This window comes from Nocardia sp. CA-119907, from assembly GCF_050955995.1.
GTDB lineage: Bacteria > Actinomycetota > Actinomycetes > Mycobacteriales > Mycobacteriaceae > Nocardia.
Genome location: NZ_CP192091.1, coordinates 9,590,375 through 9,616,756, shown reverse-complemented (window position 1 = coordinate 9,616,756; position 26,382 = coordinate 9,590,375). Strand labels below are relative to the sequence as shown.

At 66.1% G+C, this 26,382-nt stretch carries 22 protein-coding genes; 11 read left to right on the top strand and 11 right to left on the bottom strand.

Going from position 1 to position 26,382, the window contains the following annotated elements; translation table 11 throughout:
- Positions 1-5: 5 nt before the first annotated feature.
- The 7 genes from ACQP2D_RS43205 to ACQP2D_RS43175 all read left to right on the top strand — a co-directional run bounded on the left by ACQP2D_RS43205 (position 6) and on the right by ACQP2D_RS43175 (position 7,795).
- A complete protein-coding gene (locus ACQP2D_RS43205) occupies positions 6-1,499 on the top strand; it encodes an MCE family protein (protein ID WP_433681647.1) in 1,494 nt (497 codons plus the stop codon).
- Positions 1,496-2,539, top strand: a complete 1,044-nt coding sequence (locus tag ACQP2D_RS43200; protein WP_433681646.1) for an MCE family protein — start codon at positions 1,496-1,498, stop codon at positions 2,537-2,539. Before ACQP2D_RS43205 ends, ACQP2D_RS43200 begins: the two co-directional genes overlap by 4 nt.
- Positions 2,539-3,534, top strand: coding sequence for an MCE family protein (locus ACQP2D_RS43195; RefSeq protein WP_433685947.1), 996 nt, complete (start codon positions 2,539-2,541; stop codon positions 3,532-3,534). The genes ACQP2D_RS43200 and ACQP2D_RS43195 overlap by 1 nt, the downstream gene beginning before the upstream one ends.
- On the top strand, positions 3,531-4,637 hold the full coding sequence (locus tag ACQP2D_RS43190; RefSeq protein ID WP_433681645.1) for an MlaD family protein: 1,107 nt from the start codon (positions 3,531-3,533) through the stop codon (positions 4,635-4,637). Before ACQP2D_RS43195 ends, ACQP2D_RS43190 begins: the two co-directional genes overlap by 4 nt.
- Positions 4,634-5,740 carry an MCE family protein gene (locus ACQP2D_RS43185; protein WP_433681644.1) on the top strand — a complete coding sequence of 369 codons (1,107 nt, stop codon included), beginning with the start codon at positions 4,634-4,636 and terminating at the stop codon, positions 5,738-5,740. Before ACQP2D_RS43190 ends, ACQP2D_RS43185 begins: the two co-directional genes overlap by 4 nt.
- Positions 5,737-6,915 (top strand): MlaD family protein, encoded by a 1,179-nt coding sequence (locus ACQP2D_RS43180; protein WP_433681643.1) that lies wholly within the window; start codon positions 5,737-5,739, stop codon positions 6,913-6,915. Before ACQP2D_RS43185 ends, ACQP2D_RS43180 begins: the two co-directional genes overlap by 4 nt.
- Positions 6,916-7,084: 169 nt before the next feature.
- The gene (locus ACQP2D_RS43175; protein ID WP_433681642.1) at positions 7,085-7,795 is read left to right on the top strand and encodes a hypothetical protein; all 711 of its coding nucleotides are present in this window, start codon (positions 7,085-7,087) and stop codon (positions 7,793-7,795) included.
- A 109-nt stretch (positions 7,796-7,904) separates the two neighbouring features.
- Here the strand turns inward: ACQP2D_RS43175 and ACQP2D_RS43170 are convergent, their stop codons facing one another.
- The 7 genes from ACQP2D_RS43170 to ACQP2D_RS43140 all read right to left on the bottom strand — a co-directional run bounded on the left by ACQP2D_RS43170 (position 7,905) and on the right by ACQP2D_RS43140 (position 15,647).
- Positions 7,905-8,510 carry a ribonuclease H family protein gene (locus ACQP2D_RS43170; protein WP_433681641.1) on the bottom strand — a complete coding sequence of 202 codons (606 nt, stop codon included), beginning with the start codon at positions 8,508-8,510 and terminating at the stop codon, positions 7,905-7,907.
- 10 nt (positions 8,511-8,520) lie between these two features.
- The gene (locus ACQP2D_RS43165; protein WP_433681640.1) at positions 8,521-8,991 is read right to left on the bottom strand and encodes an SRPBCC family protein; all 471 of its coding nucleotides are present in this window, start codon (positions 8,989-8,991) and stop codon (positions 8,521-8,523) included.
- 148 nt (positions 8,992-9,139) lie between these two features.
- Positions 9,140-10,318 (bottom strand): L-2-hydroxyglutarate oxidase, encoded by a 1,179-nt coding sequence (gene lhgO / locus ACQP2D_RS43160; RefSeq protein WP_433681639.1) that lies wholly within the window; start codon positions 10,316-10,318, stop codon positions 9,140-9,142.
- A 19-nt stretch (positions 10,319-10,337) separates the two neighbouring features.
- On the bottom strand, positions 10,338-11,069 hold the full coding sequence (locus ACQP2D_RS43155; RefSeq protein WP_433681638.1) for a hypothetical protein: 732 nt from the start codon (positions 11,067-11,069) through the stop codon (positions 10,338-10,340).
- Between the two features lie 350 nt (positions 11,070-11,419).
- Complete coding sequence (locus tag ACQP2D_RS43150) at positions 11,420-12,211, bottom strand: TIGR03084 family metal-binding protein (RefSeq protein ID WP_433681637.1); 792 nt, start codon at positions 12,209-12,211, stop codon at positions 11,420-11,422.
- A 191-nt stretch (positions 12,212-12,402) separates the two neighbouring features.
- A complete protein-coding gene (locus ACQP2D_RS43145; protein ID WP_433681636.1) occupies positions 12,403-13,758 on the bottom strand; it encodes a hypothetical protein in 1,356 nt (451 codons plus the stop codon).
- A gap of 143 nt (positions 13,759-13,901) precedes the next feature.
- Complete coding sequence (locus ACQP2D_RS43140) at positions 13,902-15,647, bottom strand: bifunctional 3-(3-hydroxy-phenyl)propionate/3-hydroxycinnamic acid hydroxylase (RefSeq protein WP_433681635.1); 1,746 nt, start codon at positions 15,645-15,647, stop codon at positions 13,902-13,904.
- A 306-nt stretch (positions 15,648-15,953) separates the two neighbouring features.
- Here ACQP2D_RS43140 and lon point away from each other — a divergent pair, with 306 nt between their 5' ends.
- Both lon and ACQP2D_RS43130 read left to right on the top strand, forming a co-directional pair.
- Positions 15,954-18,377, top strand: a complete 2,424-nt coding sequence (gene lon, locus ACQP2D_RS43135; RefSeq protein WP_433681634.1) for an endopeptidase La — start codon at positions 15,954-15,956, stop codon at positions 18,375-18,377.
- A 109-nt stretch (positions 18,378-18,486) separates the two neighbouring features.
- Positions 18,487-20,115: an FAD-dependent monooxygenase gene (locus tag ACQP2D_RS43130; RefSeq protein ID WP_433681633.1), complete on the top strand. Its 1,629-nt coding sequence runs from the start codon at positions 18,487-18,489 to the stop codon at positions 20,113-20,115.
- A gap of 72 nt (positions 20,116-20,187) precedes the next feature.
- On the opposite strand, the gene ACQP2D_RS43125 is transcribed toward ACQP2D_RS43130, so the two are convergent.
- The 3 genes from ACQP2D_RS43125 to ACQP2D_RS43115 are packed head-to-tail and all read right to left on the bottom strand — an operon-like array spanning position 20,188 to position 21,874.
- A complete protein-coding gene (locus ACQP2D_RS43125) occupies positions 20,188-20,631 on the bottom strand; it encodes a PaaI family thioesterase (RefSeq protein ID WP_433681632.1) in 444 nt (147 codons plus the stop codon).
- A gap of 22 nt (positions 20,632-20,653) precedes the next feature.
- Positions 20,654-21,214, bottom strand: coding sequence for a TetR/AcrR family transcriptional regulator (locus ACQP2D_RS43120; RefSeq protein WP_433681631.1), 561 nt, complete (start codon positions 21,212-21,214; stop codon positions 20,654-20,656).
- A gap of 60 nt (positions 21,215-21,274) precedes the next feature.
- Positions 21,275-21,874, bottom strand: a complete 600-nt coding sequence (locus ACQP2D_RS43115; RefSeq protein WP_433681630.1) for a DUF1707 domain-containing protein — start codon at positions 21,872-21,874, stop codon at positions 21,275-21,277.
- Positions 21,875-21,997: 123 nt separating this feature from the next.
- Here ACQP2D_RS43115 and ACQP2D_RS43110 point away from each other — a divergent pair, with 123 nt between their 5' ends.
- Positions 21,998-23,068: a DNA polymerase IV gene (locus ACQP2D_RS43110; protein ID WP_433681629.1), complete on the top strand. Its 1,071-nt coding sequence runs from the start codon at positions 21,998-22,000 to the stop codon at positions 23,066-23,068.
- 89 nt (positions 23,069-23,157) lie between these two features.
- Positions 23,158-24,153, top strand: coding sequence for an oxidoreductase (locus ACQP2D_RS43105; protein WP_433681628.1), 996 nt, complete (start codon positions 23,158-23,160; stop codon positions 24,151-24,153).
- Between the two features lie 164 nt (positions 24,154-24,317).
- On the opposite strand, the gene ACQP2D_RS43100 is transcribed toward ACQP2D_RS43105, so the two are convergent.
- Entirely contained in the window at positions 24,318-26,198 is a 1,881-nt protein-coding gene (locus tag ACQP2D_RS43100; protein WP_433681627.1) for an ABC transporter ATP-binding protein, read from the bottom strand.
- Between the last annotated feature and the right edge of the window lie 184 nt (positions 26,199-26,382).

Genomic DNA, 26,382 nt, shown 5'->3' with positions numbered 1-26,382 from the left:
ACGAGATGATCATCGATCCCAGTGGGCGCGGGCCCACCATGCGACAGCTGCTGATCGCGGGCGTCTGCGGACTCATTGTCTTCGCGCTGGTCCTCGGCTTCCTGATGGCGAGGTACCGCGGCTATTTCGTGCCCAAGGTGCATGTGGTCGCCGATCTGAGAACCACCGGTGACGGGTTGCCGAGCGAGGCGGATGTGAAGTTCCGCGGCGTGCTGGTCGGCGCGGTCAAGGAAGTCGAGGTCGCCAACAAGGGCGCGCTGCAGAAGGTGCAGATCGACCTGAAGCCGGAGTTCGCGGGCGACATTCCGTCGAATGTGACCGCGCGGGTGGTGCCGAGCAACCTGTTCGCCGTCACCTCGGTGGAACTGGTCTTCAACGGTCCCGCGGACCAGTACCTGCACGAAGGCTCCGTCATCCCGGAGGACCAGAGCCAGGGCACCATCGCGCTGCAGGACACCCTCACCAACGTGCGGAATATCCTCGCCAAGCTCGACCCGGTGCAGTTCGGCCGGGTGCTCGGCACGCTCTCGCAGGCACTCGACGGCAGCGGCCGGATGCCCGGCTCCACCGTCGAGCGGTTGGACCGGTGGCTCACCTCGGTGGACGCGTCCATTCCGAATCTCGGCGTGCTGCTCGATGATTTCTCGGCCTCGTTCCGCGCGCTCAACCAGTCCGCGCCCGAACTGCTCGATGTGCTCGGCAGTTCGGTGAAGACCGCGCAGACCATCGCGGATCACCGTGCCGCCCTGGTCGCGTTGATCAGCGGCACCGCGGGCACGGTGGATACGGTCAACGGTCTGTTCGCCCGCAACGGTGATATCGGCAAGCAGATCACCGCGGGCACCAGCGATATGTTCGGCGCGCTCGCCTCGGATGCGAATTCGATTCCGGAAACCATTGCCTCGCTGAACAACTCGCTGCGCAAGTTGAGCACGACCTTCCACTGGGGTCCGCAGCGGCAGATGGTCTGGAATGCGGGCGCGACGCTCACCCCGTACCGGCCCTACGAACAGGCGGACTGCCCGCGCTACGGCAACCTGCCCGGCCCGAGCTGCGCCACCGCACCCGAGGTCTCCGATCCCGGATACCTGCCACAGTCGATGATGCCGCGTTCGCTGGAAACGGCACAGGGTCTGGCGAAACTGCCACTGCCCGCCGGCTTCCCGGAGATCCCGGGTCTGACCTCGCCGGGTGATGCGCTCGCGACGGCCGAGCCGAAGCCGGTCAGCCCGTTCGCCGGTACTCCGCTGGAGGGTCTGTTCCCGAATCTGGTGCAGCCAGCGTCGGGTGCGCAGCCCTCCGCCGGTCAGCCCGCGGCCCCGGCCGCGCCCGCGCAACCGGCGAGTGCGCCCGTGACCGCCGGTCCGATTTCGTACGAAGGAGATGCCGCGATCGTGGCGCTGCTCGGTCGTCGGCCGACGACGGCCGAATATCTGCTGCTCAGCTCGGCAATGCGCGGCGGCACCCTGCAGGTCGGCGAAAGCGGTACTGCCAAATGAGCATTCGTAAACCACTGATCGGCTTCGGCCTCTTCGCGATCGTCTCGATCCTGGTCACCGTCGTGGTCTGGAATACGCTCGCGCGGGTCGTGGAGGGTGATACCAACACCTACACCGCGACCTTCAGCGATGTGCTCGGCCTGCGCGAGGGCGATGACGTCCGGATGGCCGGCGTGCGGGTCGGCAAGGTCGAGAAGATCGAGCTCACCCGCGATTCCAAGACCAAGAAGGCCCTCGCCAATGTGACCTTCATCGTGCAGCGCAACCAGACGGTGTACGACGATACGAAGGCGCTGGTGCGCTACCAGAACCTGATCGGCCAGCGCTATATCGCGCTGGCTCCCGGCAAGGCGGCGAGCCCGGCGGCATTGAAGAACAAGGCAACCATTCCGCTGGAGCGCACCGAACCGTCGTTCGACGTGTCCGGACTGCTCAACGGATTCCAGCCACTGTTCCAGGTGTTGCAGCCCGAGCAGGTGAACCGGCTCTCGGAGACCTTCATCCAGGCATTGCAGGGTGACGGAGTTTCCTTGAGCGCGTTCATCTCTCAGGCCGCCACCCTGGCCACGGATTTCCAGCGCCGAGACGGAATTCTCAGCGATGTGATCACCAACCTCAGCGGCGTGATGTCCGGGTTGGCCAAGCGAGGTGATGAATTGGAGACCCTGGTTACCCAGACCCGGGCACTGATCGGCGGCCTGTACGACCAGGGCCAATCGTTGCAGGCGTCCACGGAGCAGATCGCGGATGCGACCAGCGGCCTGGTCGCCATGATGAGCAAGATCCAGCCGAAGCTGGCGACCGCACAGGATTCGACGAGCGCCGCGCTAACGCTGCTGATCGCCAACGGCGCGAAGCTGGACCAGGCCGCGATCGACCTGCCCGCGGTACTGGCCGACATCGGCAAGTTCACCCAGGATGGCGCCTACGCCAACGCGTACTTCTGCAAGCTGGACGTCTCGCTGTACAACATCCTGCTCCCCCGCGGTCTGCTCCCACAGATCGGCGGCAACGGACAGTCGGCGGTGTGCCGCCCATGATGACCAAGATCAAGGACAGGTTCAACAGCAACCGGTACTTCTGGTTGGGTGTGATCGGCGGCATCCTCATCATCGCGCTGCTGATCGGCTCGAGCGTGTACAAGCTGATCGGCGTCGGCGAGAAGACGGTCAAGGCCGAGTTCGTGCAGACCGCCGGGGTCAAGGTCGGTGACAAGGTCAATGTGGCCGGTGTCCCGAGCGGCCATGTGGCCGGCGCGAAGCTCGAGAACGGGCACATCCTGCTCACCCTCAGCGTGGACAACGATGTCAAGCTCGGGCCGGACGCCAGGGCCTCGATCAAGATGGCGACGCTGCTCGGCGCACGCTATGTCGATCTGGACCCGGGTGACGGCTCCGGCCTGAAGAACGGCCGAATTCCGTTGTCCAACACCTCGGTTCCGTACAACCTGGCCGATGTGGTCGAGTACGGCACGCCGAAGTTCGAGGCGCTCGACACCAAGCAGCTGGCCACCTCGCTCGACCTGATCAATAAGCAGATGGGCGATTCGCCCGCGCTGACGGCGCAGGCGCTCGACAGCGTCGGCGCGCTGGCGAAGGTGTTGGATTCGCGCAAGGCGGAGGTCGACAGCCTGCTCAAGGATCTCGACCGGGTCACCAGGATTCTCGGCGATAACCGCAACAGCGTGCTGTTGGTGATCACCCAGGGCGAGGCCATCGCCAACCGGGTGATGGAACGCCAGAACCTGCTGCGGCAGCTGCTCGACAATGTGGCGACGCTGAGCCGTCAGCTGCAGGAGATCGGCGCGGCCAATAACAATCAGCTCGGCCCGACCATCGAGCAGCTGAACACCATGGCGGAGGGTCTGCAGAAGAACAAGGACAACCTCGACCGGCTGCTGCAGATCATGCCCGTGTCGGTGCGCACCTTGAACAACGCGTTCGGCAACGGTCCGTACGGTGAGGTCGGCCTGCCCTGGCTCTTCCCCGACAACTGGTTGTGCTTCGCCCACATGATCGAGGGGTGCCGGGGATGAAACTGACCCGAATCAACCTGCGGCGCTTGGCCAAACCACTGATGATCAGTGTCGCGGCCCTGGCTGTCGGCAGCTGCTCGCTGGTACCGAGTTCGGTGAACAGCGCACTGGGCAACACCATGACGATCACCGCGGACTTCGAGAACATCGCCGGTGTTTTCGAGGGCAATCCGGTCACCGTGCTCGGCCTGCAGGTCGGCAAGATCGACAAGATCATTCCCAAGGGCACCATGGTCGAGGTGCACATGACGATCGATAAGGACGTCAAGATCCCGAAGGATGCGATGGCGGCGATCGTTTCGCCGTCCATCGTGACCGACCGGCACGTCGAACTCACTCCGGTCTACACCCAGGGCGAGACCATGTCCGACGGCGCGCATCTGCCGAAGGCGAAGACCAAGACGCCGGTCGAACTGGACACGATGCTCAAGACCATCGATCAATTCGCCGCGGCGCTGAAGCCGGAACCTGGCACCGAGGGTATCGGCCCGCTCTCCGGCCGGGTGCTCTATCCGATGCTGAACGGCAATGGCGAGAAGATGCGCGACACCCTCAATGCGCTCTCCGGTGCGTTGAAGGTCGGCGTCGACAATAAGGACGCGGTCGCCAGCATCATCGTCAAGCTGAACGAGCTGACCACGATGCTGGCCGAAAACGACCAGTCCGTACGCGATTTCAGCAACCGGATGACGCAGCTGACCGGACTGCTCGCCGATCAGGCCCCCGGTTTGGAGGCCACGCTGCAGCAGCTCAACGACTTCCTGTCCAATACCAGCTCGGTATTCGTGCAGTACCAGGATCAGCTGGGCAGCTCGCTGGCCGGTCTGACCAAGGTGACCGATCAGTTGCGCGCCAATGCCCGCGGCGTCACCGAGGTCGTCGACCTCGCGCCGCTGCTCATGCAGAACCTGGACCGGTCGATGAACCGGCAGCTGGGCTACGTCCGGCTGCACGGCAACCTGCCGACCTTCCTCAACGGTGAACTGCTGAGCGTGTTCTGTGAACGGATTCAGATGCGTTCGGATGGTTGCCGTAGCGGCAAACTCGAGGACCTCGGTCCGGACCTTGGTGTTACGGCGGCACTGCTGGGGATGACCAAATGAGCGACCGGTTCACATTGAAAGCGCGCCGCGCGGTGATCGCGCTGGCCGCGGCCGCCGGGGTGGCCATCACCTCCGGCTGTGGTCTCACGGTGGAGAACCTGCCGCTGCCCAAACCGGGCGTGACCGGTGAAACCTACACCGTGCAAGCGAAATTCGATAATGCGCTGAACCTGCCGGACCAGGCGAAGGTGAAGATCGGTGGCTCCGATATCGGTGTGGTCTCCAATATCAAGACCAAGAACTTCGAGGCCATCGTCGATCTGAAGATCAGCAAGGACATCGAACTGCCGGTCGGCAGTACGGCGGAACTGCGCCAGGCCACCCCGCTCGGCGATGTGTTCGTCGCGTTGTCCAAGGGCAAGGCGGAGCCGGGTGCGCCGATGCTGCACGACGGCGACACCCTCGGCCGGGACAAGACCTCGGCGGGCGCCACCGTCGAGGAGTTGTTGATCTCGATTTCGCTGCTGTTCAACGGCGGTGGCGTGGCCGCGCTGACCAAGCTGACCTCGGAGATGGATTCCATCGTCGGCGGTCGCGGTGATCAGATAGCGCATCTGATCACCGAAATGACCGGCGTGGTGGGCAGTTTGAACGACAACAGCGCGCGCGTGGACAGCGTGCTCGCCCAGTTCAGCTCGCTGGCCAACACCATCGAGGGCAGGCATGCGGAATTGGGTCAGGTCGCCGACACGCTGCCGCAGATGATCGGCGCCATCGCGGAGAACAACCACGCCATCGGCGATCTGCTGCAGAAGATTTCGGTGACCAGCGCGGCGCTCGGCGACTATGCCAATACCTCCAGCGATCAACTGAGCGATCTACTCGACAACGTGCACAAGCTGATGAACGCCCTGTCGCAGACCGAGCAGAACTTCGGTCCTGCCCTGGATGCGCTGCGCGAAATCCGCGGCCCGCTCGACGCGTCCTTCCGCGGTAACAGCCTCGCGGTCTACGCCACTGTCACCAATATCCACAACTTCAGCTTGTTGTCGGATCCGGCGCAGGGCAAGTTCTTCGACGGACGTGATCTCAGCGACTTCGCGGGCAGCCTGATCACCGTCCTGCAGGCAATTCAGGGACGACTGCAGGGGGGTCACCGATGAGTTGGCTCGGCAAACTGATGCAGCGCAAGACGCTGCTGTCCACCATCGGCCTGGTGCTGGTATTCATTGTCGGCGCCAGTTATCTGCTGGTGAGCGTCATGCGGGTGAATCCGCTCAAGTCGACCTATGCCGTCACGGTGAATCTGGACCGCTCCGGTGGTCTGCAGCCGGGCAACGATGTGACCCTGCGTGGCTATCGCATCGGCAAGGTGACCTCGATCGAATTGGTCGATCGCGGACAGTCCATCGCCGCGAAGACCGAAATCGACGCGAAATACAAGATTCCCTCCGACACCAATATCTCGGTGGGCGCGCTTTCCGGCGCCGGTGAGCAGTACATCGACTTCCGGCCGAATGTCGAGCAGGCGCCGTACCTGCGGGACGGTTCGGTCATCACATTCGATGCGGCCAAGATCAAGACCCCGACCCCGATCTGGGCGGTGCTCGACAACTCCAGTGCGCTGATCTCCCAGATCGATCCGGATAAGTTCAGTGTCATTCTGACCAATCTGGACATCGCGCTCAGCGGTGGTCCGGATCAGTTGCGCGGCATGGTGAACGGCATCAGCCTGGCCGTGGCCGGCTTCGACAATCTGCTGCCGCAGACCACGAATCTGATCTCCAACCTGCGCACCATCGCGAACACCACCTCGAACGCGCAGCCCGATCTGCAGACGCTGACCCGCAATTCGGGCCAGCTGTTCGACCAGTTCAACAATGCCAACGCCGAACTGCAGGCGGTGCTGGAGAAGGCACCGGGACAGGTTACGAGTCTCGGTGCGGTACTGGACAAGACGGCCGATCCGATCACCAGTCTAGCGGCCAACTTCGCGGCGATGACGCGGGCGGCGCAGTTGCGGGTACCCGCGCTGCAGGCGTTGTTCCCCTCGCTGAATATCGGGTTGTCCGCGGCCGGTGTGCCCGCGCACGACAACGAGTTCCACGCCGTCGCGGATATCTGGGTTCGGCCGATCTGCCAGTACAAGCACACGCCGATTCGCAATGAGGTGGTCCAGGACGGCTCGCTGCCCAAGTGGAACTACTGCGAGAATCCGCCGCCCGGGCTGCAGGTTCGCGGTTCGGCGAATGCGCCGCGGCCGAATGTGCCGGATAACGGTGCGCAGATGCCGCCGGGCGTGAATCCGAATGACCTGACCCCGCCGCCGCTGCGGTGAGTCAGTTGACACAACGAGCGGTACGTATTCGACGGTGAGTTACCCCGGCCCGGCAGTGATATCCGAGGCCGGGAATACTCCCCCGCAGAGTGCGAACGGTTCGTCCGGTGCGGACCGACAAGGCAATATCGGTGCGCTCGGGTGCGCCGGGAAAGTGCAGGATTTATCGATGTCCACTGATGATGTCGGCGCCGAGAACCAGAACTCGGATGCCCCGAAAGCCGACGTGCCCGCCGAGGACAAGACCGTCGAGATCGGGAAGTCGGGCGATGCAGCTGCCCCGAAGTCCGAGCCGAAACAGGCCATGGACACGTCGGCCAAGGGCGCGGCGCAGCCGGGTCCCCAGAATGGCGGCAAGGAGCGGGGCGCGCTGGTGCCCATCGTCGCCGCATTCGTCGCCGGAGTGCTGCTGGTCGCGGCGGTGACCGCCGTTATCGTCTTCTACCGGCAGGCGAGCAATCGCGGCGACCAGTTGGACGCGCACGAGGCGGCCACCACGGCCGCGTGTGAGTACGGCAAGCTGATCTCCACCTACGATCCGCAGACCATCGACGACTACCTGAAGAAGGTGGACGCCGCATCGACCGGTGAATGGAAAGACCAGTTCGCCAAGCTCGGTCAGGATCTCAAGGGTGTGGTCGTCGACGCCAAGGCCACGTCGTCCACCTACGACATGCAGTGCGGCTTCCAGTCCGGTGATACCGAAAGCGCGAAGGTGCTGGTGGTGATCGGTCAGACGACCACCAATGTGAATATCGCCGCCGCGAACAAACCGCCGAGCAAGGTCGAACTCGTGGTGGTCGCCGGTCTGAAGAAGGTCGGCGACAAGTGGCTCGTCGACAAGTTCGACCTGCCGATCCTCAAGCAGATGGGCAACTGAGCAAGCGCGTCGGCAACCGAATACGAAGACGCCTCCGGGCGGGTGGGAATGGCACCACCCGCCCGGAGGTCTTTTCCGGCGGTCTTGCGCCCGGTCGCGCCCGGCGCTCTCAGAACAGGGTCAATGCCTGAGGTGCTGGTGCGACCGGCTTCCCCGCGGACCGCGGCCGGGAGGTTTTGGCTGCCCTGGCCGAATTGCCGAGGGCGGTGGTCTTTTCGGTCTTGTCCTCTACTACCGGCGGCAGCTCGGGGAGTTCCGCGGTCGGCACCTCACCGGCGGCCGCGGAGGCCGCGGCCTGTCTGGCCGCCTCGCCCGCGAGGGTATCGGCCATCTCGTTGAAGTAATTGCCGACATGTCCACGCACCCAGCGGAACCGGACCGGTCCCGGCCGGGAGGCGATGGCCCGGTCGATCTGCTTGATGAGTTCGACGTTCTTCACCGCGCCGCCGGTGGCGGTGCGCCAGCCATTGGTGCGCCAGCCGAAGATCCACTCCGAGGCGCATTTGATCGCGTATAGCGAATCGCTCTCGATGAACAGCGGTTCCTCGCCGGGATGGGCGACTATCGCCTCCAGCAGCGCGCGCAACTCCGCGACCTGATTGGTTCCGGTGGCGGCTCCCCCGCTGCGCGAGCCGCCCTGATGATTGACCCAAGCCCAGCCGATGGCGCCGCCGGGATTGCGGAGGCAGGATCCGTCGGTGCTCACGATGATCATGGCTGGCACCCTACGCAATCCGACCGACAAGATCGGTACCGTGGAATTCCTCTATCTCCCTTCGCAACTGGGACTCGGTGCGGCGCAGCGCCGAGCGCACGGCGGAATCCACCAGGCGCAGGCACAGGCGGCCGAAGAGCCCACTCGGTGGAGCGTACTCCGCTTCCGAGGTCAGCACCGAGCGTCCATAGCCGAGTGGATCGAAGCGCAGCGTCAAAGTTCCCGACAACCGTCCGCGTAGCGTGTAGCCGATCACCACATTGCGCCGGTATTCGGTGATCTCGCATGTCAGGGTCGGCCGCCACGGACCGAACCTGGCGCGGGTCGTGAAGGCGGCGCCGAGCCCCTGGTCGAGCTCGCCTTTCGGCTCGAACGCGGCGACGCCGAACATCCAATCCGGCACGAACTGATGGTTGTCCGTATAGGTGAAGGCCACCTCGACCGGGGCTCCGACGTCGCTCGCGTACTTGATGTGGCCCATAGGCCCTCCCTGTTGGCTGCCGCTAAAAGTACTACAGCTCTCCTCTTTATTGGAGTGGTTGCCCGGAATTTGGTTGGACAGCTTTCCACATTGGCGACCGGGTGGTCGCTTGGTTTGCTGGGAGGGGCGACTCAGCTACCGAATCGGGTCAGAGTTGGTCGACGATGTACTCGGCGATCGGCATGGCGGAGGTGGCCGCCGGTGACGGGGCGTTGAGCACGTGGACCGAGCGCGGCGTGCGCTCGATCATGAAGTCGTGCACCAGGGTGCCGTCGCGCAGCACCGCCTGCGCGCGGATTCCCGCCTCGCGCGGCCGCAGGTCCGCGACCGTCAGCTCGGGGCAGTACCGACGGCATTCGGCCAGGTAGCCGCGCTTGAACAGCGAGTTGCGCAATTCCCGCAGCCCGGTCCGGACATGCGCGCGGGCAACCCGGTGGAAGCCGGGAAAACCGAGTACCGCACGGACGTCGCGGGCGTCGAAACTGCCCTTGCGATACCCCTCCCTGGCCAGGCCGAGCACCGCATTGGGGCCCACTGTCAGCGCCCCGTCGATTGTCGGACTCAGGTGTACGCCGAGGAACGGCAGTGCCGGATCGGGGATCGGATAGATCAGCGTGCGCACCAATCCGGTTCGGCTGGGCGGTAGCTGGTAGTACTCGCCGCGGAACGGAACGATGCGAAAATCGGTTTGCAGGCCGGCCAGCGCGGCCATCCGGTCGGCCTGCAGACCCGCGCAGACCACCAGGGTGCGCGCGGTCCAGGAGCCCGCGGGGCCGGATGCGGTGACCGCGTCCGTGGTTTCGGTGAGCTCGGTGATCTCCGCGCCGAGCACGATCTCGCCGCCCGCGGCCCGGACCTCATCGGCGAGTGCGGTGGTGACGCGGGTGAAATCGATAATGCCCGTAGCGGGCACGAACAGCGCGCCGACGCCGGTCACATGCGGTTCCCTGCGGGTGAGTTCGGCGGCGTCGACCAGTTCGACATCGACGTCATTGGCGACCGAGCGTTCGTGCAGCGCGAGCATTCGCCCGTGCTCGGCGGCATCGGTGGCCACCAGCAGTTTTCCGCAGACCTCGAACGGTATGTCGTGTGTCGCGGCGAATTCCTTGGTCCAGGCGGCACCCTGCCTGCACAGTCGTGCCTTCAGACTGTCCGGCGGGTAGTAGATGCCGGAATGGATGACACCGCTGTTGTGCCCGGTCTGGTGCGTGGCCAGGGCGCCGGCCTTGTCGACGAGCACGAGGCCAGCGCCGGAGTGGCGTTGCAGAATCCGATGCGCCGTGGCGACTCCGACGATCCCGCCCCCGATGACACAGAAGTCGTACATGGGACGCAGAGTAGGCGGACTACACCACGATGGTGCGGTTCGCGGTCGTCGTGGCGGGATTCGGTGTCGCGTCGGCCGTGGTCGGGGTGTCGGTGGCGGGTGTGGTCGAGTCGTCAACGCTCGGCGCGTGTTTCGCGGTGGGTGCGGGATTGCGCTGGAGCCGGAGTCCGTGTTCGCCGAGGGTCGGATCCGAGAAGGCCAGTGTCACTTCGCCATTGTGCATATCGACCTCGGTGCGCAGCTGGGTGACACCGCCGGGATCGGCGTGGATGCCGAACCGCTCCCGAACCGGTTCGGAGAGCAGGAGATCCGCCAGTGTGGTCAGCGCATCGGTATCCACGGTGAAGGCGACGGAATCCGCGCGGCCGGTGGCCACCTGCGCGCCGACATAGGCGGTGCCGACACGCAGTTTGCCGCCGATTCCGGGGGGCACCGCCGTCGGCGAATCGGCATTGGCCTCAGGGGTTTTCGCGGTGCCGTCCGAGGTCTCGGCGGGAAAACGGGCGAATAGTGCGGGTAGGTCGTGACTTCCGCCGGTCAGCAGCGCATCGGGGAGCTCGGGTCCGCGGTCGGTGCCGATATCCAGGATGTTGCGCGCCGGTGGTGCGGCGATTTCGCCGGTGGTGTGCTGGGTTTCGGCCATCTGGTGGACGATGTAGGCCCCGGAGGCCACGGTGAGGCTGAGGCTGGCGGTGCCCGCGAGGACAATGGCGGCGTGCCGCGCGATCTGGGCAGGCTTGTGAGCTGCCACGATGCGTTCCTTTCCTCCGCCCCTGATCCCCTCGTCGGCACGGCCCGCATCGTTGAAAGCCGTACAGGTGTCCAGATTACAGGGGCGGCGGCAGGCGGCGCCGCATGGGGGAGATCAGCATCACAGTCTCAGGGCGGCCGACACGCTGGCGGACTCGGGCCACTCGGCGTCATTCATGTTTCCACCAGCTGACAAAGGGGTAAATAGACATAGCTGGCGAGCGTCATTCTCGACTGCCACATCGAGACACCCGGCCAACGGCGTCCGGCCGACACGAACGGCGCACCCAAGTGTGGCGCTCGCCCGCTCCGATTCTCCATTGTTGAACCGGGTGGTCGGGTTTCGGCGGGTCAGTCGAACTGACCCGCCGTCCGGCCCGTTCCGGTCGGTCCCGCGAAAGCCTGTGCGATGGTGAGCCATTCGGCTGCCTCCGCACCTACGGTTTCGAGTGCGAGGTCATCGCGGTGGCGGCGCTGCGTCACCAGCAGACAGAAATCCAGGGCCGGACCGGTCACGCGCTGCGTCGCGTCGTCGGCTCCCCACGACCAGATGTCGCCGTCGGGTGCGGTGAGTTCGACCCGGAATTCCTCGACCGGCGCCGTCCTGCCGTGCACGGCATAGGCGAAATTTCTGGTCCGCACGCCGATATGCGCGACCGTGCGCAGCCGGGCGGTCGGTGTTCTGGTCACCCCGAGCGCGTCGGCGATGTCCTGGCCGTGTGCGAAGGTCTCCATAATGCGGGCGCTGACCATCGACGCCGCGCTCATCGGCGGTCCGAACCACGGCAGCTTGGTGCCGGACGGGACCGCGCGCAGGGCGTCGATCAGATCGTCGCGGCCCCGGCGCCAGCGGTCGAGCAGTTCGGCGGCGGGTGCGGTCGCCGCCTCCTCGGCGGCCTCGTCGACGAAGGTCAACACCTTCGGCGCGGCATTCTCGAGCAATTTCGCGAAGCCGTCGGCATCGGCGGCGGCCATGGTGGCGACCTCATCGGTCCAGGCCAGATGCCCGATCTGATGGGCGATGCTCCAACCGGGGGCCGGCGTGGGCTGCGACCAGTCCGCCGCCGCCAGCGCGGCCACGATGCGTTCCAGTTCGGTGCATTCGTCGGAGAAGTCGCGCAGCAGCGCTTCGAGGTCGGCCATCGGTTTCCTGTCTCGTCCGCGGCGTGCTCGAATCCCTACGCAGGCTGCCTCCTCCGGGCCCGTCGCTCGCGCCCGTCGAGGCGCACTACTTCGTACGCCGTCGCGGTTCAGCATCGCAGCGGCTCCGAAAAAATGCAAGCATGCGTGCTTGTATTTGGGACGGACTGCTCCGCTGCCCCGGGTCGGGCCGGTTACCAGCCGAAAATCGTCAGGTGGGCGGCGCCGACCACCAGGCCGAGCAGCGCGCCGTGCAGGTACAACAGCCAGGCATCCTGCTCGACCGAGGCGTAGAACATCTCCATGAACTCCCCCGGGGTGAGGTCCTGGAGCTTGCGCGCCGCGAACTCATCGATCTTCTCGGCCTGTTCGAGGGTGAACGCCTCGTCCTCGATCAGGCTCGGGGCCAGACCGACCGCGGCCCCGGCCGCACCGACCTTGAGATTGTCGAACTGGCGGCGGCCGAAGGCGACGCGCACGATCGAGGTGGTCGGGCCGAGCTGGCGATGGATCTCATCGGAGACCAGCCGCTCGATCAGCTGCCGGGTCTTATCGCCATTGGGGCCCTCGAGCAGTTCCTTGGACAGATTCGGCAGCGTGAGCACCTGGTAGGCGAGGATATGCGCGAGATCGGTGGCCGCCTGCGGCTGCCGCTTGGCCAGCAGCGCCTGCTTCCACAGGTATTTGTAGCGCGGCTGCGGATCACCCGGTTCGAAGACCATTTTGACGGCGATGACATTGACGATCACGCCGATCGCCGCGGAGGCCAGCAGCACGATCACCCAGCCCGGCACCCAGCCGAGCGCCGGAATGGTGTGGTGCACATGCATATACAGTGCGAGCAGCAGGCCGAACGGCGCGCCGAGCAGGCCGATCCGCACCATGAAGCGCAACTCCGGGGCGGCGATGGTGGTGGTCAGATCCTTCAGGATGTACGGGTTTTCCCGCAGATAGCGGATGACGAAGGATTTGATATCGATGAGCTGGTCGACATTGTCGCCGAGCGATTCGAAGGCCCGCTCGGTCAATGCCGGCAGTTCCCGATCCACCCGCTGATAGATGATCTGTTTCATGGCCTTGGGCACGCCGCGCCACAGATCCGGATTCTCCCGATACATCAACTCGTCGACCAGGGGCTGCACCTGCTTGCTCGCGAGTACCGCGATGTAGTCGGCAATACCCTGCAGATCCAGTTCGTGAATGAAATCGCGCGGACTGCCGATGCGCATGAGCGCCTTGTCGACACAAATGCTGGCCATCTTCTCGGCACGCGCCGGAATGAAGCCCTGGAATCCGAACCGGCGGCCGTCGCCGGAGAATGTCGGCAGCACCTGGACCCGACGCGGAAAATACGGATACAACACCTGTAGGCCCGGAATCCGGATGCCGCGAAATACGACGGGCCAGAACAGCATCAGCACACCGGTCCAGTTGGTGAGCCATCCGGCCAGCGCGCTGAAGATGGGGAAGGTGATCAGATCGACGCTGAACTTGGACAGGCCGGTCAGCTGTTCCCAATTGATGAACACTCCGGATGCGAGTGTTGTCATCGTGGGATCCCCCTAAGCCTTAGCGACTGCCTGCGGGTCGCTCGAAAAGATCAGCGGTCCGATATCCCGGTCCTGAGATATCCAGCTGCCAACATTCTCATCGGCTCGGACGGGGTGTCAATGCAGGCCCGTCATCGGTGGGGTTATCGGGCCTGCTCGAGGGGGCGGTCCGCATCCGCCTGCGCATCGGATTCCGCTGGGGTGGGCGGCCGTACGGCCGAACCCATCAGTTGGCGCATGAGTTCCGCGGTCAGTGCGCCGCCGCGGCCGGGTTCGGCTGTGCCGAAGACGTACCTGTCCGGGCGCAGCAGCAACAGACCGCCGATGCCGACACCGGCCTTGGCGAACCACCGGGCCAGCGCTCCGGTGTGGTCTTCGGTATCGGCGAAATCGGCACCGGTGCTGCGGCCATCGCCCGGTTTGCCCTGTGGGCGGCCGCCCAGGGGATAGACGGTGACGAATCGGGTGCCCAATGCCCGCAATGCGGCCTGGTCAGCGGCGCTGAGTACGGTGCGCGGGTCGACGCCGTAGCCGATCAGGGCGAAGCCGATGCCGAGGACATCGTCGAGGCGCTGCCGATGGCCGTCGTAGGTCCGCACATCCGGTTGCGGGGCCAGCGTGCCCGCCGCCCTGCGCAGACCGTGCCGCGGCAGGCCGAGATAGGCGCCGCGGCGGAAGCGCGGCGCGGGCTTCATCTTCGCGCCACGCAACCAGCCGCTCAGACCGGGTAGGCGCATCGCGGTGATGAGCGCGATATCGCGGGCCGCGGCGAGGAGTCTGTTATCGATCGAGACCAGGGTCTTGTTCAGCACCGAAAGATCGATCATCGCCTTGGCGTGCGGGCGGCGCTCGGATTCGTAGCTGTCCAGAATCGCCTGGCTCGCACCGTCTTTGATGATCGCGGTCAGCTTCCACGACAGGTTGTCCGCATCGCGCACGCCGGAGTTCATGCCCTGCCCGATGAACTGCGGGGTCATATGCGCGGCGTCGCCGGCGATCAGGATCCGGCCGTCGCGCCACCGGTCGGCGACGACGGCATTGAAGGTGTAGACGAGCTTGCGCAGCACCTCGACCTCATCCGGATCGACGAAGCGGGCGATACGGCGGCGGACGGTGTCGGAGTCCTCCATCTCCGCTTTGGTCTGGGACTCGCTCAGCATGAATTCGAAGCGATGGTGTCCGTCCGGCTGCGGACAGGACACGATCGGCAGTGCGGGATCACAGACGAAGTTGAAATACGGCAGGTGCCGGAAGGCGTCCACGCCGTCGCGGGCCTTCAGATCCACCACCAGCCAGCGTTCCGGAAAGCTGGTGCCGGTCATATCGATGCCGAGCTTCGTGCGCACCACACTGCGCCCGCCGTCGCAGCCGACCAGGAACTTCGCCCGCACCCGCTCCGCGGTGCGCGGATCGGTCTCCGGTGCGCGGCTGCCATAGCCGGTGCCGCGGCATTCGGCGTGTTCGACGCTCACACTGTTGTCGTCCTGGTCGAAATCGACGACCTCGCGGCCGCGGCGGACGGTGACGTGCGGATAGCGTTGCAGCGCTTGTTCGAGGGTGTTCTCCAGGTACGGCTGGTACAGGAAGTTGGCCACCGGCCAGCCCAGCGGCCGGTCGGACTGGTTGAACTGCGCGAGCAGCCGACCGTCGCCGCGCACCCACTGCACGGTGGAGTCGATATTCATATCCGCGGCGAGTTCGTCCGCGGCACCGGCGGTTTGGAAGATCCGCATGCCTTCGTCGTCGGTGTACACCGCGCGCGCCATGCCGTAGTACTCCGGCTCACGCTCGAGCACCAGCACGCGCACCCCGCGCCGCCCCAGCAGGTTGGCCAGGGTCAGTCCGGTCGGCCCGAGACCCACGACCACCACGTCGTAGTCGGTGTTCATCGCGTGAATCCTCCAGTCGGTTCGGGGACATCCACAGTTTTCTGATGAAATCATCAGCCACGACGACCTTCGCTGTCAAGCAGAGATGATGAAACCATCAGATAAGCAGGCGGAAGTGTTCACGCGTGCGATGCGCCGTGCCACCGGATGCGCCCAGGTGACCCGCCTCACTCGATGGGTTCCAGGTATGGAAGGCGGCTGATGTGGGGGTTATTCGCCGAGAGCGAACGAGCGGAGAGAGCCGGAACAAACGCGATCGCCCTGGGGTTGACTGGGCATCGCTCAACTTTTGGAAGGGTCGAACACGTGACTACACCACAGAACCTGCCGGTGCTGTTCCTGACCGATCCGATCGTGCTGCCGGGCATGGTCGTGCCCATCGAACTGGACGAATCGGCGCAGGCCGCCATCGACGCCGCGCGCGCCGCGAATACCGACGCGGTGCTGCTCGCACCCCGATTGACCGAGGGCTACGCCTCCTACGGCGTCGTCGCCACCATCGAACAGGTCGGCCGGATGCGCGGTGGCGCACCCGCCGCGGTGCTGAAGGCCGAACGGCGCGCCAAGATCGGCCATGGGGTCACCGGGCCGGGCGCCGCGCTGTGGGTCGAGGCCGAACCGGTCGAGACGCCCGCCGCGGACGGGCGCACCAAAGAGCTTGCCGCCGAATACAAGAAGCTGGTCGTTTCGGTGCTGCAGCGCCGCGAGGCCTGGCAGATCATCGACGCGGTCAATCAGCTGACCGATCCGTCGGCGATCGCCGATACCGCGGGCTACGCGCCGTACCTGACCGCGGACGAGAAGCGTGAGCTGCTCGAAACTCCGGACACCGCACAGCGTTTGACCAAGCTGATCGAGTGGACCAAGGCGCATATCGCCGAGGCCGAGGTCACCGAGAAGATCAGCGAAGATGTCCGCGAGGGCATGGAGAAGAGTCAGCGCGAATTCCTGCTGCGCCAGCAGCTCAATGCCATCCGCAAGGAACTCGGCGAGGACGAGCCCGACGGCGCCGACGACTACCGCACCCGGGTCGAACAGGCCGATCTGCCCGATGACGTGCGCGCCGAGGCGCTGCGCGAGGTCGGCCGGCTGGAGCGGGCCAGCGATCAGAGCCCGGAATCCGGTTGGATCCGCACCTGGCTCGACACCGTGCTCGAACTGCCGTGGACGGTGAAAACCACCGACAGCACCGATGTTTCGGCCGCTCGCGCGGTACTGGACGCCGATCACCACGGGCTGGACGAGGTCAAGGATCGCATGGTCGAGTACCTGGCCGTGCGCTCCCGGCGTGCCGCGCGCGGACTCGAGGTCGTCGGCGGCCGCGGCTCCGGCGCGGTGCTGGCGCTGGTCGGTCCGCCCGGTGTCGGCAAGACCTCGCTGGGTGAGTCCGTGGCACGGGCCATGGGCCGCAAGTTCGTTCGCGTCGCGCTCGGCGGCGTGCGCGACGAGGCGGAGATCCGCGGTCACCGGCGCACCTATGTCGGCGCGCTGCCCGGCCGGATCGTGCGCGCCATGAAGGAGGCGGGTTCGATGAATCCCGTTGTCCTGCTGGACGAGATCGATAAGGTCGGCTCGGACTTCCGCGGCGATCCGGCCGCGGCGCTGCTCGAGGTGCTGGATCCGGCGCAGAACCACACCTTCCGCGACCACTACCTGGATCTGGATCTCGATCTGTCCGATGTGCTGTTCATCGCGACCGCGAATGTCATGGAGACCATCCCCGGCCCGCTGCTGGACCGGATGGAACTGATCACCGTCGACGGTTACACCGAGGACGACAAGGTGGCCATCGCCCGCGACTTCCTGGTGCCCCGGCAGCTGGAGCGCAATGCGCTGACCGCGCAGGAGGTGTCGATCACCGACGAGGCACTGCGTGAGGTCGCGGCCAACTACACCCGGGAAGCCGGTGTGCGGCAGATGGAGCGGTTGATCGCGAAGGCGTTGCGCAAGGCCGCGACTCGGCTGTCCGAGGACGGGAGCGGGAGCGGTTCGGCCGCCGACGACACCGTGGTGTCGCTGGGTTACGACACCGAGCTGGGCTACGACTCGTCGGCGGAATCGGAGTCGTTGACCATCGATCTGGGCAATCTGAAGGATTACCTGGGCCGTCCGCGCTTCACCCCGGATTCGGTGGAACGCACCGCCGTCCCCGGTGTGGCAACAGGTTTGGCGGTCACCGGTCTGGGCGGCGATGTGCTCTACATCGAGGCCAATGGCGCCGAGGGCGAGCGCGCGCTCACCCTGACCGGTCAGCTGGGCGACGTCATGAAGGAGTCGGCGCAGATCGCCCTCACCTACGTGCGCTCGCACCTGGCGGAGATCGGCATCGAACCGTCGGTGCTGGATCGCAATATCCACATCCACTTCCCGGCGGGTGCGGTGCCGAAGGACGGTCCTTCGGCGGGCGTCACCATGGTCACCGCCCTGGTGTCGCTGGCGCTGGGTCGGCAGGTGCGCGCGGATGTCGGCATGACCGGTGAGGTCACGCTGAACGGCCGGGTGCTGCCGATCGGCGGTGTGAAGCAGAAGCTGATGGCCGCTCAGCGCGCGGGTCTGAAGACGGTGTTCATCCCGGCCCGCAATGAGCCGGATCTGGACGAGGTGCCCGCGGAAGTGCTGGCCGCCCTGGATGTCCGACCCGTCGCCGATGTGGCCGACATCCTGGCCTACGCCATCGAACCAGTTGCCGAACCGGCCCTGGACACTCCCGTCTTCGCGGCGAGCGCCTGATATTCGGCCGAACGGGCCGTGCACGTGTGCACGGCCCGTTTTTTCGCGTGCATGGTCACCGTGATCGCGACGCAAGGGCGATGCAAGCCCGCGCGCACACGATCGGGACATGACTACTACAGAGCAGACTCCCGTACTCGTTGTCGGCGGCGGACTCGTCGGGCTGTCGGCCGCGCTGTTCCTCGAGTACCACAGTGTCCCTTATGTTCTGGTCGAACGCCGGGCCAAGGCGTCGGTGCTGCCCAAGGCGCGCGGTCTGCACACCAGGACTACTGAGCTGTTCCGCCAGGTCGGGGTGGCGGATCGGGTCGAGCGGGCCGCCGCGACCGCACTGCGGGCGGGCAGCTTCGGCGGTGCCAGCACGGGCACCAGCCTCATCGCGGCCCAGCCGCTGGATATCAGTCATTTGGCGCGGGCAATGACGGCTGCCGATCCCAGTCCATCGCGGTTTTGCTTTCTGCCGCAGGTGCTGCTCGAGCCGGTGCTCGCCGAGCAGGCCCGCGAGCGCGGCGGTGATCTCCGATTCGGGGTGGAGCTGGTCGAATTCGAGCCCGACGATGCCGGCGTGACGGCAACCTTGCGCGACACGGCGGGCACTACTTCGGTGCTCCGGGCCGACTATCTCATCGCCGCCGACGGCGCGGCCAGCCCGATTCGTCGGGCATTGGGTATCGAGGGCTGGGAAGTGCCACCGACGCACCACTACATCAATGTCTTCGCGCGGACCGATCTCACGGGTGTACTGGGCGGTCGCACGTTCAGCCAGTGTGAGATCAGCAATGACACGGTGCGCGGACTCGTCCTGTCCAAGAACAACACCGACGAATGGTCGTTCCACCTCGAATACGATCCGACGCGCGAGAGCGCCGCGGACTATTCGGACCGGCGATGTATCGAGCTGATCCGCGCCGCGATCGGCGTGCCCGATATCGCGGTCGAGCTGCTGGCGCGAAGTGCTTGGGACACCGGCAGTTTCGTGGCCGATGAGTACCGGCGCGGCCGGGTGTTCCTCACCGGCGACGCGGCGCACCGGCACGCACCGTGGGGTGGCTACGGTGGCAATACCGGTGTCGCCGACGCACACAATCTGGTGTGGAAGCTGGCGATGGTCCGCTCCGGCGCGGCCGCGCCCGCACTGCTCGACTCCTATCAGGTCGAACGGTGGCCGCGTGCGATCATCGGCGCCGAACAGGCCAATCTGGGCGCCGACTTCCGCACCCGCTACGGCATCGAAACCCCGGACAATGCGGACCGGATGGCGCGCATGTTGGAGTTCGGGGCGGTGATGTCGCGCTTTCGCTACTCATCGGATGCGGTATCGCACCGGGCCGTTCGAGGCGTCGAATGGGTCGAGCCGCATGTCGATCGGCTGACGGGTCAGGTTGGCACGCGGTTGCCGCACGTGTGGATCGATGCCGAGCAGACCACCTCGACCCTGGATCTCTGCGGGCCCGGCTACGCGCTCCTTATCGCGGGCACCGCTAGAGCCTGGCGTGATGCCGCGGCGCACACCCAGCGGGAGACCGGAATCGACATCGCCGTGCACGGGTTGGCCGCCGAATGGAGTGCCTGCACCGGTCTGCCCGAAGGCGGTGCGTTGCTGGTGCGTCCCGACGGACATGTGGCCGCGCGCTCGGATGAGGGTCTGTACCCGAGGTCGCTGTGCGAAACCATACGGTCGCTCACGGGCTGGTCATCGGATACCGCATCGGCGCTCGACACCAAGGCCACTGCTTGATTTCGAGGTGGGTGGTGCATCGGAGGTTGTGCACCACCCGAAGTCGACCGTGCCGCGAGATGACCCGCGGCGTCAGTTGCCGTTCGCCGCCAGTTCGCGCTCGACGGAACGCGCGGTGCCCTGGGCGACCGCGCACAGGACCGGCTCCGCATCCGCGCTCTCGGCATAGATTTCGCAGGAGACGACGGCTTGGCGGCGCGTCGATCCGGTGACGGTGGCCTCGGCGCGCAGCCGGGTGCCCGCCGCCGGACGCAGGTAGGTGATGGTGAAACCACCGGTGAGGACATTGGCGCCGAGTACCGTACCGGCCGCGAAGGTGAGTGCGTTATCGGCCGCATACGACACCACACCGCCGTGCACGAAGCCGAATTGCTGGCCCAACTCGGGCCGGATGGGAATGATCAGGGTCGCGGCGCCGTCGCCGAATGCGGCGATCTCGGTGCCGACCAGCTGTGCGAACGGCTGTGCGGCGAGTACCTGCCGCGCCAAGTCCAGGTCGAGGGTGATCGTGGGCATGAGGTCTCCGTTGGCGAGTGGTTCAGTTGTTCGTGATGCCCAGCGTCTGCCAGGCGGCGTCGGCGAGTTCACCCGCGACATCAATGGGGGCCGTGCGGATTTCGCCGCCGAGCCAATGCCGGGAGTACTCCTGCGCCGGGCCCAGCCACAGGGCATAGAGGAGATCGAAATCGAGATCGCGCACCGCGCCGTAGCCGGCGTGGGTGCGCCACCAGCGCATGACATTGCGCAGGAATTCCCGGTTGCTCTCGCTCTCGCGCACGCCGGGCGGCCGAGCGGAATTGAGAACCGTTGCGCGGTACTGATTTTCGGTGACCCAACGCAGATGTTCGACGACTCCGGCGGTGACTCCGGCTCGCGCGTCGGTACTTTCGCCGACGACACCCCAGAAGTGCTCCTGATAGTCGGCGAGCGCATGCGCCCATACCTCGCGATACAGGTCCGCCTTGTCCGGGAAGTGGTGGTAGAGCGCGCCGACGCTGGCGCCCGCCGCATCGCGGATCTGGGTCAGTGTGGTCTCCAGCGGCCCCTGTTCCGCGAACTGACGCTCGGCTGCCAGCAGCAACCGATCTCGAATCTTCACAACCAGAATTTAGTTCTGTTTTGCGGACGGCGCAATGCCCGGCCGGTCACCGTGGAACGGTCAGGCAGTCGGACGGGGCCGACGCAGCAGCCAGGCCAGGAAGGATCGCCGCGGCGGGCGCGGATACTTCGCGACCACCGTCCCGGAGCCGATCTCGCCATCGACCCGCAGCAGCGGCGACCCGGGCAGACCGCCCTCGGTCACCTTGTTCTTGATGGCGCCGCTCTTGGCCTGTACCCGATCGAGATCGACCCGCCAGCCGCGCGGCACGATCAGCTGGACGGTGCCGGACCCAACCGATACGTGCACCGCGACCTCGCGATGCGGGCACAGCGCCCGGGTGAAGTCGAATGTGATACCGCCGGAACTGCATTCGGCCGTGATCTCGGCCGGGACGATCCACTCGCCGTCCTTGACCCGCGCGCCACTTCCGGTGCGCAAGTCGATCGGTTCGCGGGCCGCCGCGACCACCGGCAGATCGGCCGTGACGGCGACGAGTTCGGCCGTTGTCTGCGCCGAGTACACCGCGACCAGCCGCTTATCCAGCTCGATCAGGTCGAGCTGGCCCTCGTCGACGGCGAGCTGCAGCTGCCGGGCCGCCACTTCGCGATCGATATCGTCGACCCTGAGCGCGGGCAGGTTGTCCGGTGCGTCGGTCATGCATGCTCCCCTGTTCGTCCTCGGGAAAGCGTACGTCGGTTCGCCGGACTCGTTCCCGCTCCATCAACCGATGTTCGCGGCGAATTTCCGCTACCTGTCATGGCGATGCGGTAAGACGGACATATGCCCAGGTGGCTGTTGCACGTTGATCTCGACCAGTTCCAGGCGGCGGTGGAGTTCCGTCGCCATCCCGAGCTGCGCGGCCAGCCGGTCATCGTGGGCGGCAATGGCGATCCCGATGAGCCACGCAAGGTGGTGACCTGCGCGTCCTATCCGGCCAGGGCATTCGGGGTGCGCGCGGGGATGGCGCTGCGCTCGGCCAAGCGCAAATGTCCCGACGGGATTTTCCTGCCGCTGGATATGGCCACCTACGAGGAGGCCTCCGATGAGGTCATGGCGCTGCTGCGGACCTTCCCCGGCCGCGTCGAGGTATGGGGTTGGGACGAGGCCTTCCTCGCCGCCGATACCGACGATCCCGAGCAGTTGGCGCGCGAAATCCGAAGCGCCATTGCCGAGTTGGATCTGACCTGCGCCATCGGCATCGGCGACAACAAACTCACGGCCAAGCTGGCGACCGGTTTCGCCAAATCCGCGGGCAAATCCTCGGCCGCACCCGCCGATACCGACGGCGCGGCGGCGGGCATGTTCCGGCTCACCGCCGCGAACTGGGTCGAGGTCATGGCGCATCGTCCGACGAATGCGCTGTGGGGCATCGGAAGTCGGATCGCGGCCCGGATGGCCGAACTCGGCATCGAAACCGTCGCCGATCTGATGGCCGCCGACCGACATCGCCTCGCCGCCGAATTCGGCCCGAATACCGGGCCGTATCTGTGGGTTCTCGGTCACGGCAAGGGCGATACCGACGTGACGACCGAACCGCGAGTTCCGGTGGGGCGCAGTAAATCCGAGACCTTCCCACACGATCTGACGGATCCGGCGGAGATCCGGGCCCAGGTCGCGCGCCTGGCCACCGAGGTGGCCGAGGAGATGGCCGCCGCCGGTCGCATCCCCCTGCGCGTCGCGGTGACCGTCCGCACCAATACCTTCTACACCCGCAGCAAGCAGGAAAAGCTGTCCGAGCCGACCACCGATATCGCGATGATCGTCGAAACCGCCCTGCGCATCATCGATCGCTTCGAACTCGATCGCCCGATCCGCCTCCTTGGCGTCCGACTCGAACTGGTTCCCGAATGAGGCATAAGCCTTCGTATCGACACGGCGGACGGGTCGATGTGGTCGCGGGATCTGTCCCGGGAGGCGCCCACGCTCGTATGCTCGTCGGCATGGAGTTCTTGGCGATGGTGGCACACGAATCGGACAGCGGGATCGTGCTCACTCGGCAGCAGGTCGACGAGGACTTCCTCGGGCCGGGCGAAGTCACGATCAAGGTGCATTACTCGAGCGCGAACTATAAGGACGGACTGGCGATCACCGCGGGCGGTGGCGTGGTCCGCAACTATCCGATCATTCCCGGCATCGATATCACCGGTGAGGTCTTCTCCTCCGAGGTCGACGATTTCGCCCCGGGCGACCTGGTGGTGGCGCACGGCTACGATATCGGCGTTTCGCACAACGGCGGTTTCGCCGAATACGCCAGGGTGCCCGCCGACTGGGTGGTCAAGCTGGACGGTCTGGACACCCGCGACGCTGCCGCGCTCGGCACCGCCGGATTCACCGCCGCACTGAGTGTGCAGGGCCTGCTCGATCACGGACTCACCCCGGAGACCGGCGCGGTGCTGGTTACCGGCGCGACGGGCGGCGTGGGCAGCGTGGCCATCGATATCCTGTCCGGTCTCGGCTTCGAGGTAATCGCCTCCACCGGTAAGACCGATGCGGGCGATCTGCTCGCCGAACTCGGCGCCAACGAGGTGATCGGCCGATTGCCGGAGGATCCCGACGCCAAACTCCGCCCGCTGACAAAGGCCACCTGGGCGGGTGCGGTGGACAGCGTCGGCGGCAAATCCCTCGCCTACATCCTCAGTGCCATCGGCTATGGCGGCTCGGTCGCGGTCAGCGGCCTCACCGGGGGCTCGGATCTGCCCACCACCGTCATGCCGTTCATCCTGCGCGGCGTATCGCTGCTGGGCATCGACTCCGCCTATGTCCCGATCGAGAAGCGCCGCGCCCTGTGGTCGCGACTGGCCAATGAGCTACGGCCCCAGCACCTTTCGGCCATCGAGAACTTCGCCCCGATCACCGACGCCGAAAAGGTGCTGCGCGCCATCCAGCACGGCGCCCATTCCGGCCGCACCGTCTTCGGTGTCGCTGGCGAATTCTGATCGCAACCGGAAGCCCGGCACGATGTGATCGAGCCGGGCTCGAGTGTTCGGACGGCCTGCGCCCCGCCGCCGAACAGGCCGCCCAGGACTTCCCGCATCTGCGCTCGGGGCCGCCGCCGAGAACTGGGACCAGGACCCGAGCCGGGCTGCGCGGTGCGCGCGAATCAGGCCGCGACGGTGACCGGTTCCTCCGCGAACTGCGTGCGGTACAACTCCGCATAGCGGCCGTCGGCGGCCAGCAGCTGAGTGTGCGTGCCGCGCTCCACGATTCGGCCGTCCTCCAGCACCAGGATCTGGTCGGCGGCGCGGATGGTGGACAGGCGATGGGCGATCACCAGTGCGGTGCGGCCGTCCAGCGCCTCCGAAAGCGCCTCTTGGACAGCGGCTTCCGAGGTCGAATCCAGCGATGCGGTCGCCTCGTCGAGAATCACCACGCGGGGTTGCTTCAGCAGCAGCCGGGCGATGGTCAACCGCTGGCGTTCACCGCCGGAGAGTCGGTAACCGCGCTCGCCGACGACGGTGTCCAGACCGTCCTGCAGTGATTCGACCAGATCACGCAACCGGGCCCGCTGCAACGCATCCCACAGTTGTGTCTCGGTCGCCTCCGGGCGGGCCAGCAGCAGGTTGGCGCGAATCGTGTCGTGGAACAGGTGGCCGTCCTGGGTGACCAGGCCGACGGTATCGCGGATCGAGGTCGTGCTCAGCGCGCGCACATCGGTCCCGTTCAGCCGCACCGCACCGCCGTCCACGTCATAGAGCCGGGAGACGAGTTGGGCGATCGTGGATTTCCCGGCGCCCGAGGAGCCGACCAGCGCGACGAGCTGACCGGGTTCGGCCCGCAGCGACACATTGTGCAGCACCTCGACCCCGCCGCGGGTGTCCAGCGTCGCGACATCCTCCAGCGAGGCCAGCGACACCTTGTCGGCCGAGGGGTATCCGAAGCTGACATCGTCCAGCTCGACCGCGACCGGACCCGCGGGCACCGCTACGGCATCGGGCGCGTCCTCGATGAGCGGCCGCAGATCGAGCACCTCGAAGACCCGCTCGAAGCTCACCAGCGCGGACATGATCTCCATCCGGGCGCTGGCCAGTGCGGTCAGCGGAGTGTAGAGGCGGGTCAGCAGCAGCGAAAGCGATACCACCGCACCGGCATCCAGCTGTCCGCGCAGCGCGTACCAGCCGCCGAGTCCGTAGACCAGGGCCAGCGCCAGCGCCGAAACCAGGGTCAGCGAGGTGACGAAGACGGTCTGCAGCATCGCCGTGCGCACTCCGATATCGCGCACCCGACGCGCCCGCAGCGCGAATTCCTCGGACTCCTGCTGTGGCCGCCCGAACAGCTTCACCAGGGTCGCGCCCGGTGCGGAGAACCGCTCGGTCATCTGGGTGCTCATGGCCGCATTCAGGCCGGCCGCCTCGCGCTGCATGCCGGCGAGCCGATTGCCCATCCGCCGCGCCGGAACCACGAATACCGGCAGCAGCACCAGTGCGAGCAGGGTGATCTGCCAGGAGATGCGGACCATGACGGCGAGTGTGAGCGCGAGGGTCACCAGATTCGTGACCACACCGGAGAGGGTGTCGCTGAACGCGCGCTGCGCCCCGATCACATCGCTGTTCAGCCGGCTGACCAGCGCGCCGGTGCGGGTCCGGGTGAAGAACGCGACCGGCATCTTCTGCACATGATCGAAGACGGCCGTCCGCAGATCCAGGATCAGTCCCTCCCCGATCCGCGAGGACAGCCAGCGAATCAACAGTCCGAGTGCGGCATCGACCACCGCGAGCCCGCCGATCACCAGCGCGAGGATGACCACCACCCGCGGCGCGGCCCCGCCGACAATGTCATTGACAACCCGACCGGCCAGCACCGGCGTCGCCACAGCCAGCAGTGCGGATATCACGCTGAACAGCAAGAACGCACCGATCCGGCGGCGATGCGGCCCCGCGAACCGCAGGATGCGCTCGGCCGTCGCCAGCCGGAACGGCCGCTGCTCCTGTGGCGCGTTCGCCCGTCGGTACATCTGGCTCCACGCCACCGATTCGATACTCACCTGGGTACTCCCTCTCGCTCCCCACCCATCGAACTACTGGCCACCGACACTAAGACCTCAACAAAGGTTGAGCGCAAGCCGATTCCGCGCCGATTCCGCGCACAGCGAACGGCCACACGCTTTTGTAAAATCCGCACACAGCCTGTTGCCGAATCGACTGTCGCCCCGAAGCCGCCGAACCGCC

Coding starts and splice junctions, on each gene's coding strand:
- ACQP2D_RS43205 (WP_433681647.1), top strand. CDS start 6: ATGATCATCGATCCCAGTGGGCGCGGGCCCACCATGCGACAGCTGCTG.
- ACQP2D_RS43200 (WP_433681646.1), top strand. CDS start 1,496: ATGAGCATTCGTAAACCACTGATCGGCTTCGGCCTCTTCGCGATCGTC.
- ACQP2D_RS43195 (WP_433685947.1), top strand. CDS start 2,539: ATGACCAAGATCAAGGACAGGTTCAACAGCAACCGGTACTTCTGGTTG.
- ACQP2D_RS43190 (WP_433681645.1), top strand. CDS start 3,531: ATGAAACTGACCCGAATCAACCTGCGGCGCTTGGCCAAACCACTGATG.
- ACQP2D_RS43185 (WP_433681644.1), top strand. CDS start 4,634: ATGAGCGACCGGTTCACATTGAAAGCGCGCCGCGCGGTGATCGCGCTG.
- ACQP2D_RS43180 (WP_433681643.1), top strand. CDS start 5,737: ATGAGTTGGCTCGGCAAACTGATGCAGCGCAAGACGCTGCTGTCCACC.
- ACQP2D_RS43175 (WP_433681642.1), top strand. CDS start 7,085: ATGTCCACTGATGATGTCGGCGCCGAGAACCAGAACTCGGATGCCCCG.
- ACQP2D_RS43170 (WP_433681641.1), bottom strand. CDS start 8,510: ATGATCATCGTGAGCACCGACGGATCCTGCCTCCGCAATCCCGGCGGC.
- ACQP2D_RS43165 (WP_433681640.1), bottom strand. CDS start 8,991: ATGGGCCACATCAAGTACGCGAGCGACGTCGGAGCCCCGGTCGAGGTG.
- lhgO (WP_433681639.1), bottom strand. CDS start 10,318: ATGTACGACTTCTGTGTCATCGGGGGCGGGATCGTCGGAGTCGCCACG.
- ACQP2D_RS43150 (WP_433681637.1), bottom strand. CDS start 12,211: ATGGCCGACCTCGAAGCGCTGCTGCGCGACTTCTCCGACGAATGCACC.
- ACQP2D_RS43145 (WP_433681636.1), bottom strand. CDS start 13,758: ATGACAACACTCGCATCCGGAGTGTTCATCAATTGGGAACAGCTGACC.
- ACQP2D_RS43140 (WP_433681635.1), bottom strand. CDS start 15,647: ATGAACACCGACTACGACGTGGTGGTCGTGGGTCTCGGGCCGACCGGA.
- ACQP2D_RS43130 (WP_433681633.1), top strand. CDS start 18,487: ATGACTACTACAGAGCAGACTCCCGTACTCGTTGTCGGCGGCGGACTC.
- ACQP2D_RS43125 (WP_433681632.1), bottom strand. CDS start 20,631: ATGCCCACGATCACCCTCGACCTGGACTTGGCGCGGCAGGTACTCGCC.
- ACQP2D_RS43115 (WP_433681630.1), bottom strand. CDS start 21,874: ATGACCGACGCACCGGACAACCTGCCCGCGCTCAGGGTCGACGATATC.
- ACQP2D_RS43110 (WP_433681629.1), top strand. CDS start 21,998: ATGCCCAGGTGGCTGTTGCACGTTGATCTCGACCAGTTCCAGGCGGCG.
- ACQP2D_RS43105 (WP_433681628.1), top strand. CDS start 23,158: ATGGAGTTCTTGGCGATGGTGGCACACGAATCGGACAGCGGGATCGTG.